Consider the following 15,721-nt stretch of genomic DNA (forward strand, 5'->3'; position numbering starts at 1 on the left):
TGCAAGTGAAACGTTTTATGCTGAAATGTGTGCTAATATGCGGAGCTTTATTTATTGGTGTGTTAATGGGAATGCAAAAAGCGAATGTTGGTATGGTTGAAATGAAAGGGTACCATGATGACAGCTTCAAATCACCCCTGACAATTGAAGAAAAAGGGGACGGGGAGGTAGAAGCATCTGTATTAGGGAAAAATATTTCTTCACATGATCTAGATAAGAAAAATGAAAAAATAAAAGAGATACAAGCTTTTAATTTTTTCTCATCCCTAGGAAAATCGATGGCAAATATTATTTCTAGTATTACCGAAAAGGTAATTCAACTGATTTCCTCTTTCATATAGTTTATTAAAGTGTATTCGAAAAGGAATACACTTTTTTATTTTCTTGATTCTCCAACATATAATTTCAATTGAATCTTATAATTCCTACTGATATAATCAAAAATAGTTTACATGTGGCGTTTAACAGGAGTGAATAAAACAATGAATAATGAAGATAGATTAAAAAGGCAGGAACGGATTCGAAACTTTTCTATTATTGCCCATATTGACCATGGTAAATCAACCTTGGCCGATCGTATATTAGAAAAAACGAATGCTCTGACTTCTCGTGAAATGAAAGCACAGTTGCTAGATTCTATGGATTTAGAACGGGAACGCGGGATTACAATAAAATTAAATGCAGTTCAATTAAAATATAAAGCAAAAGATGGAAATGAATATATATTACATTTAATCGATACACCTGGACATGTCGATTTTACGTACGAAGTTTCTCGAAGTCTTGCCGCTTGTGAAGGGGCAATCTTGGTTGTTGACGCTGCTCAAGGAATTGAAGCACAAACATTAGCAAATGTTTATCTTGCATTAGACAATAATCTAGAAATATTACCAGTAATTAATAAAATTGACTTGCCTGCTGCAGACCCTGAACGGGTACGTCAGGAGGTTGAAGATGTAATTGGCCTCGATGCATCTGATGCAGTATTAGCATCTGCTAAGGCGGGGATTGGGATTGAAGAAATATTAGAGCAGATTGTTGAAAAAGTCCCAGCCCCAACGGGTAATCCAGAAGCTCCATTAAAAGCATTGATATTTGATTCCTTATATGATGCATATCGAGGAGTAGTAGCCTATATTCGTGTTGTTGAAGGCACGGTTAAAGTCGGCGACAAAATAAAAATGATGGCTACAGGCAAGGAATTTGAAGTAACAGAAGTTGGGGTACATGATCCGAAACAAGTTCAATGTAAGGAACTAACTGTAGGTGATGTAGGATATTTAACTGCTTCGATTAAAAATGTTGGCGATACGCGAGTAGGGGATACAATTACAAGTGCGAAGAATCCGGCAACTGAAGCATTACCTGGTTATCGAAAACTTAATCCGATGGTATATTGCGGACTTTATCCAATTGATTCCGCTAAATTTAATGATTTAAGGGATGCGTTAGAAAAACTAGAATTGAATGATTCTGCCCTGCAATTTGAACCGGAAACATCACAAGCATTAGGGTTTGGTTTCCGCTGTGGTTTCCTTGGACTTCTCCATATGGAAATTATCCAAGAACGAATTGAACGTGAATTTAAAATCGATTTAATCACAACAGCACCGAGTGTTATTTATAAGGTTGCATTAACCGATGGTGAGGAAATTAATGTGGACAATCCGTCCAATATGCCTGATCCACAAAAAATTGAAAAAGTAGAAGAACCATATGTGCGAGCTTCAATTATGGTACCTAATGACTATGTCGGGGCAGTAATGGAGTTATCACAAGCAAAACGCGGAACATTTATCGATATGAAATACTTAGATGATATTCGCGTCAATGTCATCTACGAAATACCATTATCAGAAATTGTATATGACTTTTTTGATCAATTGAAATCTAGTACGAAGGGATATGCATCATTTGATTATGAGCTTATCGGATATAAACCTTCAAAATTGGTGAAAATGGATATATTATTAAATGCTGAGAAGGTAGATGCCTTAAGCTTTATCGTTCACCGTGATTTTGCCTATGAGCGCGGTAAGGTAATAGTAGAAAAGTTAAAGGAAATCATTCCAAGACAGCAATTTGAAGTTCCGGTTCAAGCTGCTATCGGACAAAAAATAGTTGCCCGTTCAACGATCAAAGCGATGCGGAAAAATGTCCTTGCTAAATGTTATGGCGGAGATATTTCACGTAAAAGAAAACTTCTTGAAAAACAAAAAGAAGGTAAAAAACGCATGAAGCAGGTTGGATCTGTAGAGGTTCCGCAGGAAGCATTCATGGCCGTTCTTAAAATGGATGATACAAACACGAAATAGAAAATACGAGGGAGTAAGCCTGATTAAGGTCATGCAAGCTCCCTCTTTTTCTTTCATTCTTAATAAACCAGGAGATGATTTCAATGCAGGTAGCATCTGCCTATATTCATATTCCTTTTTGCGAACATATTTGTTATTACTGTGACTTTAACAAAGTATTCTTAAAAGGACAGCCAGTCGATGATTACGTGGATATGCTGGTAGAAGAAATGAAATACACAATTGACCAATATCCAACCAATCAACTTAAGACAATTTTTGTAGGTGGTGGAACCCCTACTGTATTAAATGAAAATCAATTAAAAAAATTATGTGAAGGCATTCGTGCGAATCTTCCATTTGTTGATGGTGAATTTACCTTTGAAGCAAATCCAGGGGACCTTTCTATGGATAAGCTGAATATTTTAAAAGAATATGGTGTTAATCGATTAAGTTTTGGGGTCCAATCTTTTAATGATGATTTATTAAAGAAAATAGGGAGGACCCATACTTCTAAGGATGTTTATCAAACCATTCATAAAGCTCAAAGCGCGGGATTTACGAATATCAGTATCGATTTAATTTATAGTTTGCCTGGCCAAACAGAAGAAGACTTTAAAGAAACATTAAACAAAGCATTTGAATTAGAGCTTCCACATTATTCAAGTTATTCATTAATCGTCGAGCCGAAGACAATTTTTTATAACTTGATGAAAAAAGGGAAATTACATCTTCCTTCTGAAGAATCAGAAGCGAATATGTATAGCTTATTAATGAATGAAATGGAAAAACACGGATACGCACAATACGAAATTAGTAATTTTTCAAAGCCGGGGTATGAAAGTAAGCATAATCTCGTTTACTGGGATAATGAAGAATATTTTGGCTTTGGAGCAGGTGCCCATAGCTATTTAAGCGGTACCCGAAAATCAAATATTGGTCCAATAAAAAAATATATAGAAAAGATTCAGGATAAACAATTACCTATATTTGAAGAAAACGTTTTATCATCTGCTGAAAAGATGGAAGAGCATATGTTTTTAGGTCTCAGAAAAAACGAGGGTATAAGCATTGCTCAGTTCAATAATAGATATGATAAGCCCTTATTAACGGTCTTTGAAAAACCAATAAAAGCAATGGTTGAAAAAGGATGGTTAGAAATTAAAGAAGGATATGTACGTCTTACAAAAGAAGGTAGATTTTTTGGAAATGAAGTTTTTCAGTCATTTTTAGTATTGTGATATGTTTCTTTTGTCTTTTCTTAAATAAAAACTATTTCTAGGATAATAGAAACATGTGATAAGGGTAAAAATAATTGACACCGAAGTGTAGTTTTGATAATTTATTAATAGTATTAGCACTCGATGCTGATGAGTGCTAACAATTAGCACTCGGAATTATGAGTGCTAACAGAGGTGATGAAACTTGCTATCGGATCGTCAGCTTCTTATTTTACAAGTAATAATCGATGACTTTATTCGATCTGCACAACCTGTCGGCTCAAGAACACTTTCAAAAAAAGATGAGATTTCCTTAAGTTCTGCAACCATACGCAATGAGATGGCAGACTTGGAAGAATTAGGCTATATTGAAAAAACCCATACTTCTTCAGGTAGAATACCTTCTGAAAAAGGGTATAGATATTATGTTGATCATATATTAGCTCCTCAAAAGCTAAATTCAATAGAAATATCACGGATCCATTCCATTTTCGCAGAAAGAATTTATGAACTGGAGAAAATTGTTCAAAAATCGGCGAAAATTCTTTCTGAGTTAACGAATTATACAGCTATTTTATTGGGTCCGCGGGTAAAGGAAACAAAGCTTAAACGCCTTCAAATTGTGCCATTAAATAATGAAACAGCCGTAGCAATAATGATAACTGATACGGGACATGTTGAGAATCGGATATTTTCCATTCCGCTTGGATTTAATCTAAATGATTTTGAGAAAATGGTAAATATTTTGAATGAAAGACTAACCAATGTTCCTATTTCGGATTTGAAAGGCAAAATATATAAAGAAGTTGCTGTGTTGTTAAAACAGCATATTCAAAATTATGATGCCTTGCTTTATACACTTTTAGAAACAATTAGTGTAAAAGATCAAGAAAAATTATTTTTTGGTGGTAAAGCCAATATCTTAAATCAGCCAGAATTTCGTGACATCCAAAAAATACATTCCTTGATGGACATGATTGAACGTGAACACGGATTTTATGATTTAGTTAAACAAATACCACATGGGATCCATGTGAAAATTGGAAAAGAAAATGAAAGATCTGAAATGGAAAACTGTAGTTTAATAACTGCAACATATTCTATAGGAAATGAGCCTGTGGGCACCATTGCCATTTTAGGCCCGACGAGAATGGAATATTCAAGAGTCATTAGTTTATTGGATTTTTTAAGTACGGATATGTCAAAGGCATTGACCAATCTGTATCATAGTTAATGGAAGTGGATATATTGTTAATGGAGAACAACTGGAAATTAGCAATAAAATCTGCTGATTTCTAGTCTTTTTTCGTTAATAGATTATTTGGGTTATTGTACATGGTGTTACTTTAAGGGAGGTGAAAACAATGGCAGAAGAGAATAAACAGGCAAATCAACAGGAAGCAATTTTTGCTGAAGAAGAAACAACTTCTAATGAGCAAGTTGATTCGGTTGAAACAGAACATAATGAGAAAAATCCTGAAAATGAAATGATAAATGAACTTCAAGCTAAACTTGATGAATCAGAAAATCGTTACTTACGTTTGCGTGCTGATTTTGATAATTTCCGCAGAAGAGTTCAAATTGATAAAGAAGCAAATGAAAAATATAGAGCGCAAAATCTTGCGACCAATTTATTACCAGCCATTGATAATTTTGAACGTGCAATGCAAATAACACCTGAAAATGAACAAACAAAGCAATTAATGCAAGGTGTTGAGATGGTATATCGTAATATTATCGATGCATTGAAACAAGAAGGAATTGAAATTATCGAAGCGGTAGGAAAAGAATTTGATCCGAATTTTCATCAAGCAATCATGCAGGGTGAAGATGAAAACTACGGTTCCAATATTATCATCGAAGAATTCCAAAAAGGATATATTTTGAAGGATCGCGTCATTCGTCCTTCAATGGTGAAAGTGAATCAATAATAATATTTTGACTTTTTTTTCGTGTGAAAATAGAATTTACTTACATATGATAGTGGGAGGTTAATTAGTATGAGCAAAATCATTGGTATCGATTTAGGGACAACTAACTCATGTGTCGCTGTCCTTGAAGGTGGGGAACCAAAGGTCATTCCAAATCCGGAAGGTAACCGAACAACTCCTTCAGTAGTATCATTTAAAAACGGTGAACGACAAGTTGGGGAAGTAGCGAAACGTCAAGCAATTACAAATCCTAATACAATTATTTCAATTAAACGCCATATGGGGACGAACCATAAAGAAACAATTGAAGGAAAAGAATATACTCCACAAGAAGTATCGGCAATGATTCTTCAATATATTAAATCATATGCTGAAGAATATTTAGGTGAAACTGTTGATAAAGCGGTTATTACAGTACCAGCGTATTTTAATGATGCTGAACGTCAAGCAACAAAAGATGCCGGTAAAATTGCTGGATTAGAAGTTGAACGAATTATCAATGAACCAACTGCTGCTGCATTAGCATACGGTCTTGATAAAATGGATCAAGATCAAACAATCCTAGTATACGACCTTGGTGGTGGAACATTTGATGTGTCAATCCTTGAGTTAGGAGATGGCGTGTTTGAAGTTCGTGCTACTGCAGGGGATAATAAACTTGGCGGAGACGATTTTGACCAAGTGATTATTGATTATTTAGTAGCTGAATTCAAGAAAGAAAATGGCATTGATTTATCAAAAGATAAAATGGCAATGCAACGTCTTAAAGATGCTGCTGAAAAAGCGAAGAAGGATCTTTCTGGTGTTACATCAACACAAATTTCATTGCCATTCATCACAGCGGGAGAAGCTGGTCCATTACATTTAGAAGTAAACCTAACTCGTGCGAAATTTGATGAAATATCGGCAGATCTAGTTGAAAGAACAATGGGACCTACAAGACGCGCAATGCAAGATGCTGGATTATCACCAAGTGAAATCGATAAAGTAATTCTTGTGGGCGGTTCAACTCGTATTCCAGCTGTACAAGAAGCGATTCGTAAAGAAACAGGTAAAGATCCACATAAAGGGGTAAACCCAGACGAAGTTGTTGCAATGGGTGCTGCTATCCAAGGTGGAGTTCTAACTGGTGACGTAAAAGATGTAGTTTTATTAGACGTAACACCACTTTCTTTAGGTATTGAAACAATGGGTGGGGTATTCACAAAACTTATTGATCGTAACACAACTATTCCAACTTCTAAGTCACAAGTATTCTCTACTGCTGCGGATAACCAAACAGCTGTAGATATACACGTACTTCAAGGTGAACGACCAATGGCTGCAGATAACAAAACACTAGGTCGTTTCCAATTATCTGATATTCCACCGGCACCACGTGGAATTCCACAAATTGAAGTAAGCTTTGATATTGATAAAAACGGTATCGTAAATGTAAGTGCAAAAGATCTAGGAACCGGTAAACAACAAAATATTACAATTAAATCTTCTTCAGGATTATCTGATGATGAAATTGATCGCATGGTTAAAGAAGCCGAAGAAAATGCGGATGCGGATAAACAACGTAAAGAAGAAGTTGAATTACGCAACGAAGCGGATCAGCTAGTTTTCACTACTGAAAAGACGTTAAAGGATCTTGAAGGTAAAGTTGACGAAGCAGAAGTGAAAAAAGCGGAAGAAGCGAAAGATGCATTAAAGGCAGCAATTGAGAAAAACGAATTAGCTGAAATCCGTGAAAAGAAAGAAGCACTACAAGAAATCGTCCAAAACCTTTCAATGAAACTTTATGAAGAAGCTGCAAAGCAAGCACAAGCAGGGCAGCCAAATGCTGAAGGACAAGACGGAAAAAAAGACGATGATGTCGTAGATGCGGAATTCGAAGAAGTAAAAGACGATAAATAATAATTTACAGTAAAGATTTAATTTGAAAAAGTCAAAGTCAGGTACATTCTTGGCTTTGGCTTTTTGTCTTTTAGAATTGTTTCATTGTCTTTTTATTGATTGTTCCTGGTGTCAATGTTAAAATAACCTTTATGCGAAAGGATTCGGGAGTGTGGATGAATGAGTAAAAGGGACTATTATGAAGTATTAGGTCTGGAAAAAAATGCTTCAAAAGAAGAGATTAAAAAAGCATATCGAAAACTATCTAAAAAATACCATCCGGATATTAATAAAGAAGCGGATGCAGCTGATAAATTTAAAGAGGTAAAAGAAGCATACGAAGTTCTATCAGACGATCAAAAACGTGATCAATATGATCGTTTCGGCCATACTGATCCAAATCAAGGATTTGGTGGTTTTGGTGGGGACGGAGATTTCGGAGGATTTGGCGGCTTTGAAGATATCTTCAGTACGTTCTTTGGTGGTGGATCATCAAGAAGACGTGATCCAAATGCCCCTCGACAAGGCGCAGATCTTCAATACACGATGACATTAACATTCAAAGAAGCAGTGTTCGGAAAAGAAACTGAAATCGAAATTCCAAGAGAAGAAACATGTGACACATGTCATGGTTCAGGAGCGAAACCTGGAACACAACCAGAAACATGTTCACATTGTCATGGTTCCGGACAATTAAATACGGAGCAAAATACTCCGTTCGGAAAAATTGTTAATCGCCGTGTGTGCCATTATTGTAATGGTACAGGTAAGATGATAAAAAATAAATGTAAAACATGCGGCGGTACTGGAAAAGTGAAAAAACGTCGCAGAATCAATGTGAAAATTCCAGCTGGAGTAGATGATGGACAACAATTACGGGTTTCCGGTCAAGGTGAGCCGGGGGTAAATGGTGGACCTGCTGGAGATCTTTATGTAGTTTTCCACGTTAGAGAGCATGAATTCTTTGAACGTGATGGGGACGATATTTATTGTGAAATGCCAATCACATTCGCTCAAGCTGCATTAGGAGACGAGATCGAAGTACCAACCTTACATGGTAAAGTAAAATTAAAGGTTCCCGCTGGAACGCAAACGGGAACTAAGTTTAGACTTCGAGGCAAAGGTGTGCCAAATGTTAGGGGATATGGTACGGGAGATCAGCATATCCATGTGAAAGTGATTACACCAACAAAGTTAACAGATAAGCAAAAACAACTATTAAGGGAATTTTCAGAGACAGAAGGGTCGGCTCCAGATGAGCAGAACGAATCCTTCATCGATAAAATGAAGAAGGCTTTCAAAGGGGAATAATTTAAAATGGAGTTGGTAGAAAATGAAATGGTCTGAAATTATGATCCATACGACAAATGAAGCAATCGAACCAATCTCAAATATATTGCATGAGGCAGGTGCTAGCGGGGTTGTAATAGAAGACCCGTTTGATTTAGTAAAAGAAAGAGAAGATCAATTCGGTGAAATCTACCAACTCAATCCAGATGACTACCCTGAAGAAGGGGTAATTATTAAAGCTTATTTATCCGTTAACAGCTTTTTAGGTGAAACAGTTGAAGAGATTAAGCAAGCTATAAATAATCTAGCACTCTTCAATATAGACATTGGCCAAAATCATGTAACAATAAGTGAAGTGAATGAGGAAGAATGGGCAACAGCATGGAAAAAGTATTATAATCCCGTGAAAATATCAGAGAAATTCACTATAGTTCCAACATGGGAAAAATATGAAGCTGTTAGTAGCGATGAATTAATTATTGAATTGGATCCTGGGATGGCATTTGGAACAGGGACCCATCCTACTACGGTGATGTGTATCCAAGCGCTGGAAAGAACAGTGAAGCAAAATGACACCGTAATAGACGTAGGTACTGGTTCGGGAGTGCTTAGTATCGCTGCAGCACTTTTAGGAGCAGTACAAGTTACCGCTTTAGACTTAGATGAAGTTGCAGTGCAATCAGCCAAACTTAATGTGAAACTAAATAAAGTTCAAGATCAAGTTACCGTATCGAAAAATGATCTATTAAATGGGATGAATGGGCAGGTTGATGTTGTCGTATCGAATATTCTAGCCGAGGTTATCATGAGCTTTACCGATGATGTTGCTAAAGCTGTCAAACCGAATGGCTATTTTATCGCATCGGGGATTATTCAACAGAAGAAGGACCAAGTGAAAGAAGCGATTATTTCATCTGGGTTTAGCATTGAAGAAACTATCGTGATGGAAGACTGGATAGCTTTTATTGCAAAGCGTGGGTGATGAATAATGCAAAGATACTTCATTGGCAGTTCATATGAGGGAGAAGATGAAATTCGTTTAAAGGGTGATGTGTTTCATCATATATCCCATGTTATGCGGATGAAACGTAATGACGAATTTTACGTCGTTTTTACAGATAACAAAGCTGGAATTGCCAAAATAGAGGATATTACCAATGAAGAAATCATAGCTCATATTGTAAAATGGGAAGAAGCAAATAGAGAATTACCGGTTAAAGTGGCGATTGCAAGCGGACTGCCTAAAGGGGATAAATTGGAATATATTATTCAAAAGGGTACAGAGCTTGGAGCATATGAATTTGTCCCTTTTATTGCGGATCGCTCGATTGTGAAATGGGATTCAAAGAAAGAAAAGAAGAAACTTGATCGATGGCAAAAAATTGCTTTAGAAGCTGCTGAACAATCCCATCGACAGCATATGCCGATTATTCACGCCCCCCATACATTTAAATCTTTAATAGTCTTTAGTAATTCATTTAATCATAAAATCGTTGCATTTGAAGAAAGTGCTAAAAACGGGGAGACTTCCAATTTTGTGAGGACGATCAATCATTTTTCTCCGGGAGATTCTGTATTGATCGTATTTGGTCCGGAAGGTGGTCTTTCAGTTGATGAAGTTCGTCGTATGGAAGAAAGCGGATTTCAACTATGTGGACTAGGTCCTAGAATATTAAGAACTGAAACAGCGCCTTTATATGCTTTATCCGCGATATCTTACCAATTAGAATTAATGAGGTGATTGTAATGTCACAAGTGGCATTTCATACTTTAGGATGTAAAGTTAATCATTATGAAACAGAAGCCATCTGGCAGTTATTTAAAGCACAAGGTTATGAACGTGTCGATTTTGAATCGACAGCAGATGTGTACGTCATTAATACATGTACAGTTACGAACACGGGAGACAAAAAAAGTCGTCAAGTAATTAGACGAGCAGTCAGAAAAAATCCAGATGCAGTTATTTGTGTAACTGGTTGTTATGCGCAAACATCACCTGCAGAAATCATGGCTATACCGGGTGTTGACATCGTTGTAGGTACACAGGATCGTGTGAAAATGCTTGGGTACATTGAGCAATTTAAACAGGAACGTCAGCCAATTAATGGTGTTGGAAACATTATGAAGAATCGTGTATATGAAGAGTTAGATGTTCCTGCTTTTACCGATAGAACACGCGCTTCCTTAAAAATTCAAGAAGGTTGCAATAATTTTTGTACATTTTGTATCATTCCATGGGCGCGTGGGTTAATGCGTTCCCGTGATCCTAAGGAAGTTATCCGCCAAGCACAGCAATTAGTGGATGCCGGCTATAAAGAAATTGTATTGACAGGGATTCACACAGGCGGTTATGGACAAGATATGAAGGACTATAATTTGGCAATGCTCCTTAGTGATATGGAAGCACAAGTTAAAGGTTTAAAACGCATTCGTATTTCATCAATTGAAGCCAGTCAATTGACTGATGAAGTAATTGAAGTAATAAATAAATCAAAATTAATCGTTCGCCATATGCACATTCCTCTTCAATCTGGTTCGGATACCGTTCTAAAAAGAATGAGACGTAAGTACACGATGGCTGAATATGCTGAAAGACTAGTGAAATTGAAAAAAGCCTTACCTGGGCTTGCAGTAACATCTGATGTAATCGTTGGCTTCCCTGGTGAAACTGAAGAAGAATTTATGGAAACGTATAATTTTATTAAAGATCATAAGTTTTCTGAACTTCATGTTTTCCCGTATTCGAAACGTACAGGAACACCTGCTGCACGGATGGAAGATCAAATTGATGAAAATATAAAAAATGAACGTGTTCATCGGTTGATTTCATTATCAGATCAATTAGCAAAAGAATACGCTTCACGCTTTGAAAATGAAGTACTAGAAGTGATTCCGGAAGAAAAATATAAAGAAGATCCGTCTAGCGGTTTATATGAAGGATACACGGATAATTATTTGAAAGTCGTATTCCCTGCAACAGAAGATATGGTTGGTAAATTAGTGAAAGTAAAAATCACAAAATCTGGTTATCCATATAATGAGGGACAATTTGTCCGAGTCATCGACGATATTGAAGAAATTCAACAAGAAGCCATATAAAACTGCAGCTAAGCTGCAGTTTTTTTATTAATTGGAAATACTAAAATGACAATGGTATAGTATTAGAGGTACGTACAACATACATAAAAGGAGAATAAAAATGACAAATAATATTGCAAAAATGATTGATCATACATTACTTAAACCCGAAGCCACTCAACAACAAATTCAAACTTTATGCGAAGAAGCAAAGGAATATTCATTTGCGTCAGTTTGTGTTAATCCAGCATGGGTTGCATTAGCGGCTGAGAAATTAAAAGGAACAGATGTGAAAGTTTGTACCGTAATTGGTTTTCCTCTCGGGGCAACAACTTCTGAAACAAAAGCGTTTGAAACAAAAAATGCCATTGACAATGGAGCAACAGAAGTAGATATGGTCATCAATATAGGCGCCCTAAAAAGCGGGGATTATGACCTGGTAGAAAAAGATATCCGTGCTGTTACATCTGCTGCCCAAGGTAAAGCCCTAACAAAGGTTATTATTGAGACATGTCTTTTAACAGAAGAAGAAAAAGTTCGTGCATGTGAACTTTCTGTCAAAGCAGGGGCTGATTATGTAAAAACATCTACTGGCTTTTCTACGGGTGGTGCCACTGTCGAAGATATCGCCCTCATGAGGAAAACAGTTGGACCAGATAAGGGTGTAAAGGCTTCAGGTGGTGTCCGTAGTCCAGAGGATGCACAAAATATGATTAATGCGGGCGCAACACGTATTGGAGCAAGTTCAGGAGTGAAAATTGTTCAAGGATTATCAAGCGATAGTGATTATTAAACAAACGCAGTAAGCCCGGGGAGTATCCCGGGCTTTTTAAATCCTTTTTTTTCCGTGAAACCGAATGATAAAACGGCCGAATTTTGTTGCAAATGGTAGAACAAGTAAAGAGCAAACGACATTAAATACAACACTTGCATGTGCCAACTGGGTTTCGAGACTTGCTGTTAAAGCTTGGCTGACATCAGCTAGATAAGGAATGCAGGGAATAAAAAAAATTGCTCCTACTACATTGAGCCAAATATGAGCATATGCTGTTAATCTGGCTTCCTCTCCTGCACCAATACTTGCTAATAAGCCTGTAATGCACGTTCCAATATTTGCTCCTAACATAATGACTATTCCTGTTTCCAAAGGGAATATCCCAGCACTTAAAAAGCTCATGGCAATCCCGGTCATCACCGTACTTGATTGAATACAGGCAGTTAAAAGGATTGAAAATAAAAACCCGAAAAAAATATGATCATTCATTAGATAAAGAACCTTTTGGACAACATCTAATTGAGTTAAAGGTGCAGCTAACCACTCAAAAGCGCGCATTGCACTAATGATAATGGCAAAACCGGTTAAAATATATCCTAAACTTTTTAATTTTTCTTGTTTAAATAGTAAACAAAGTAAACCTAAAAAAAGAAACGGAATGATTATACTGGATAAATCATAGGATAAGAATTCTAAAGTAAAGGTTGTCCCGATATTGGTACCCAAAATAATTCCAATTGTTTGGGGAAATGATAATATTCTTGCAGCGACCAACCCGACAGTTATGACCATTACGGCTGAACTACTCTGCAATATTGCTGTCATAATTATACCGACGATCATCCCTTTAATCGGTGTATTAGTAACCTTTTTTAACCATTGTTCCATTGCCTTACCAGAAATATTAAACAAACCAACCCGCAACCAAGTCATTCCGATAAGAAAACTTCCTACTAATCCTACAAATAATCCAAAATAAAGCATGTCCCCACCTCTTAATTCATCATATGGTAAAAATGATGTAAAAATGACGAGAACATGTAAAATAACGTAAAGTTTATTGACCTGCTCATAAGTATATATTATAATTGCAAGGTACAGGTTTTCATGTGTCATCATGATACCGTAGTGTGTGTTCGGAGGGAGGGAAAGAGAGATGTCAAAAACAGTTGTTCGTAAAAACGAATCGCTTGAAGATGCTCTTCGCCGCTTCAAACGTACAGTTTCTAAAACGGGAACTTTACAAGAATATAGAAAGCGCGAATTTTATGAAAAACCAAGCGTAAAACGTAAGAAAAAATCTGAAGCTGCTAGAAAGCGTAAGTTCTAAGAGAGGGTGGAAGAATGGGTCTTCTCGAGCGTTTAAATGAAGATATGAAACAAGCGATGAAAAACAAAGAAAAAGAAAAACTCTCTGTTATCCGCATGCTTAAAGCTTCTTTACAAAATGAGGCGATTAGGCTTGGTAAGGATCAATTGTCAGAAGAAGAAGAACTGACAATCCTTTCTCGCGAAGTGAAGCAACGCAAAGACTCCCTCCAGGAATTTCAAAATGCAGGTCGTGAAGATCTCGTTGAAAAAATTCAGACGGAATTAACTTTTGTAGATATATATTTACCCGAACAGTTAACAGAAGAAGAACTAACAAAAATTGTTATAGAAACAATTAATGAAGTTGGTGCAACTTCAAAAGCTGAAATGGGAAAAGTGATGAGTGCCATCATGCCAAAAGTAAAAGTAAAAGGAAAAGCAGATGGTTCAACTGTAAATAATATCGTTAAGCAGCAACTATCCTAATAAAAGCCGGGAAGTATTTTACTTCCCGGCTTTTTTCATAGCAAGATAATACTACAAAAATAATGAAACTTTTGTTCTACTCAATCGTAAAATAATAAACAACATCTAAATTAGAAAGGGGTGAGAATTTGAAAAAGGGCCTGTTCTTTATTGGATGTTTCATATTAGTAGTTTTTTTCTCAATCCTCCCTGTTACAGCGAGTAATAATGAAAATACGGTAATCATTATTCCTATTGAAGAAGATGTAGAAAAAGGGTTACACGCTTTTTTAAAGAGAGCTGTCAAAACGGCAGAGGAAAAACACGCAGATATCATCATTTTTGATATTAATACACCAGGTGGTGCAGTGGATGCGGCAAGTGAGATTGGAAAACTGCTAAATAGTACTAAAATAAAGAAAATAGCTTTCGTCAATAATAAAGCTTTGTCTGCAGGTGCATATATTTCTCTATTTGCTGACCAAATTTATATGGTGCCAGATGGGACAATGGGCGCAGCGGCAATTATCGATCAAAAGGGAAACACTGCGGGAAAAAAGGCGGAAAGCTATTGGCGGTCTGCCATGAACGCAGCTGCTAGCCAACATGGACGTAATCCAATATACGCAGAAGCGATGGCTGTTGAAAACATTAATCTACCTGATTTAAAAGTTGAAAAGGGTGGGTTGCTGACACTTACTGCTGACCAAGCTGTTGAAGTTGGCTATTCCGAAGGAACCGTAAAAAATATTGATGAACTACTCGCGAAGATAGGTTATGAACATGCGAATATTGAACATATTAATAGTAGTTTTGCTGAAAAGGTTGCGAGATTTTTAACAAATCCTATTGTTGTACCTATATTGTTATCTATTGCCAGCCTTGGTTTAGTGATAGAATTGTATTCCCCTGGGTTCGGTATACCAGGTACAATGGGAATCATGGCACTTCTATTGTTTTTTTATGGACATTTAGTCGCAGGATTAGCGGGGTATGAATCTCTTATTTTGTTTATTATTGGTATTGTTCTTATTATTGCGGAGTTCTTCTTACCTGGAGCAATTGCAGGAATACTTGGTACTGCTGCGATAGTAGGTAGCTTACTAATGGCGGGTGGGAACATTTTTTACATGGGTATTTCCATCATCATTGCTATTTTAGTAGCAATAATTGGTATGATTATAATGGTAAAGGTGTTAGGAAAACGTATGAAACTATTTAAAAAGATTATCTTATCCGATTCTACTAGTACAGAAAAAGGTTATGTTTCAAATGTTAATCGTTTGGAGTTAGTAGGGAAAAATGGGGTTACAATGACACCGCTTCGACCTGCCGGTACAATGACAATCAATGATGAACGTTTAGACGTCGTAAGTGAAGGCGGGTACATCGATAAGGGAGTGAAAGTGAAGATAATCAAGGTAGAAGGATCGCGTATTGTAGTTAGAGAAGATAATTAGTCTTATTAAAGGGGGA

General features: G+C 36.5%; 15 protein-coding genes. 14 read left to right on the forward strand and 1 reads right to left on the reverse strand.

Annotated elements, in window-relative coordinates:
- Nucleotides 1-5 precede the first annotated feature (5 nt).
- From I5776_RS07910 to deoC, 11 genes are all read left to right on the forward strand, one after another.
- The gene (locus tag I5776_RS07910; RefSeq protein WP_202780063.1) at nt 6-341 is read left to right on the forward strand and encodes a YqxA family protein; all 336 of its coding nucleotides are present in this window, start codon (nt 6-8) and stop codon (nt 339-341) included.
- Between the two features lie 141 nt (nt 342-482).
- Entirely contained in the window at nt 483-2,315 is a 1,833-nt protein-coding gene (gene lepA / locus I5776_RS07915; protein WP_202780065.1) for a translation elongation factor 4, read from the forward strand.
- Nucleotides 2,316-2,398: 83 nt separating this feature from the next.
- Entirely contained in the window at nt 2,399-3,535 is a 1,137-nt protein-coding gene (gene hemW / locus I5776_RS07920) for a radical SAM family heme chaperone HemW (RefSeq protein ID WP_202780067.1), read from the forward strand.
- Between the two features lie 184 nt (nt 3,536-3,719).
- Complete coding sequence (gene hrcA, locus I5776_RS07925; RefSeq protein WP_202780069.1) at nt 3,720-4,748, forward strand: heat-inducible transcriptional repressor HrcA; 1,029 nt, start codon at nt 3,720-3,722, stop codon at nt 4,746-4,748.
- A 130-nt stretch (nt 4,749-4,878) separates the two neighbouring features.
- Complete coding sequence (grpE, locus tag I5776_RS07930) at nt 4,879-5,445, forward strand: nucleotide exchange factor GrpE (RefSeq protein WP_202780070.1); 567 nt, start codon at nt 4,879-4,881, stop codon at nt 5,443-5,445.
- A gap of 69 nt (nt 5,446-5,514) precedes the next feature.
- Nucleotides 5,515-7,347, forward strand: a complete 1,833-nt coding sequence (gene dnaK, locus I5776_RS07935; protein WP_202780072.1) for a molecular chaperone DnaK — start codon at nt 5,515-5,517, stop codon at nt 7,345-7,347.
- A 159-nt stretch (nt 7,348-7,506) separates the two neighbouring features.
- Nucleotides 7,507-8,637 (forward strand): molecular chaperone DnaJ, encoded by a 1,131-nt coding sequence (gene dnaJ / locus I5776_RS07940; protein WP_202780074.1) that lies wholly within the window; start codon nt 7,507-7,509, stop codon nt 8,635-8,637.
- A gap of 22 nt (nt 8,638-8,659) precedes the next feature.
- Nucleotides 8,660-9,598: a 50S ribosomal protein L11 methyltransferase gene (prmA, locus tag I5776_RS07945; RefSeq protein ID WP_202780076.1), complete on the forward strand. Its 939-nt coding sequence runs from the start codon at nt 8,660-8,662 to the stop codon at nt 9,596-9,598.
- A 6-nt stretch (nt 9,599-9,604) separates the two neighbouring features.
- On the forward strand, nt 9,605-10,357 hold the full coding sequence (locus I5776_RS07950) for a 16S rRNA (uracil(1498)-N(3))-methyltransferase (RefSeq protein WP_202780078.1): 753 nt from the start codon (nt 9,605-9,607) through the stop codon (nt 10,355-10,357).
- Between the two features lie 5 nt (nt 10,358-10,362).
- Nucleotides 10,363-11,715: a tRNA (N(6)-L-threonylcarbamoyladenosine(37)-C(2))-methylthiotransferase MtaB gene (gene mtaB / locus I5776_RS07955; protein ID WP_202780083.1), complete on the forward strand. Its 1,353-nt coding sequence runs from the start codon at nt 10,363-10,365 to the stop codon at nt 11,713-11,715.
- Nucleotides 11,716-11,815: 100 nt separating this feature from the next.
- Nucleotides 11,816-12,487 (forward strand): deoxyribose-phosphate aldolase, encoded by a 672-nt coding sequence (gene deoC / locus I5776_RS07960; RefSeq protein WP_202780084.1) that lies wholly within the window; start codon nt 11,816-11,818, stop codon nt 12,485-12,487.
- Between the two features lie 36 nt (nt 12,488-12,523).
- Here the strand turns inward: deoC and I5776_RS07965 are convergent, their stop codons facing one another.
- The gene (locus tag I5776_RS07965; RefSeq protein WP_202780730.1) at nt 12,524-13,453 is read right to left on the reverse strand and encodes a Na/Pi symporter; all 930 of its coding nucleotides are present in this window, start codon (nt 13,451-13,453) and stop codon (nt 12,524-12,526) included.
- Between the two features lie 172 nt (nt 13,454-13,625).
- On the opposite strand from I5776_RS07965, the gene rpsU reads away from it, so the two are divergent.
- The 3 genes from rpsU (at nt 13,626) to I5776_RS07980 (ending at nt 15,705) form a co-directional block, all read left to right on the forward strand.
- Nucleotides 13,626-13,799 carry a 30S ribosomal protein S21 gene (gene rpsU, locus I5776_RS07970; RefSeq protein WP_039238310.1) on the forward strand — a complete coding sequence of 58 codons (174 nt, stop codon included), beginning with the start codon at nt 13,626-13,628 and terminating at the stop codon, nt 13,797-13,799.
- Between the two features lie 14 nt (nt 13,800-13,813).
- Entirely contained in the window at nt 13,814-14,266 is a 453-nt protein-coding gene (locus tag I5776_RS07975) for a GatB/YqeY domain-containing protein (protein ID WP_202780086.1), read from the forward strand.
- A gap of 128 nt (nt 14,267-14,394) precedes the next feature.
- Nucleotides 14,395-15,705 carry an NfeD family protein gene (locus I5776_RS07980; protein WP_202780088.1) on the forward strand — a complete coding sequence of 437 codons (1,311 nt, stop codon included), beginning with the start codon at nt 14,395-14,397 and terminating at the stop codon, nt 15,703-15,705.
- Nucleotides 15,706-15,721 lie beyond the last annotated feature (16 nt).

Source organism: Heyndrickxia vini, from assembly GCF_016772275.1.
In the GTDB taxonomy this organism is placed as follows: domain Bacteria; phylum Bacillota; class Bacilli; order Bacillales; family Bacillaceae_C; genus Heyndrickxia; species Heyndrickxia vini.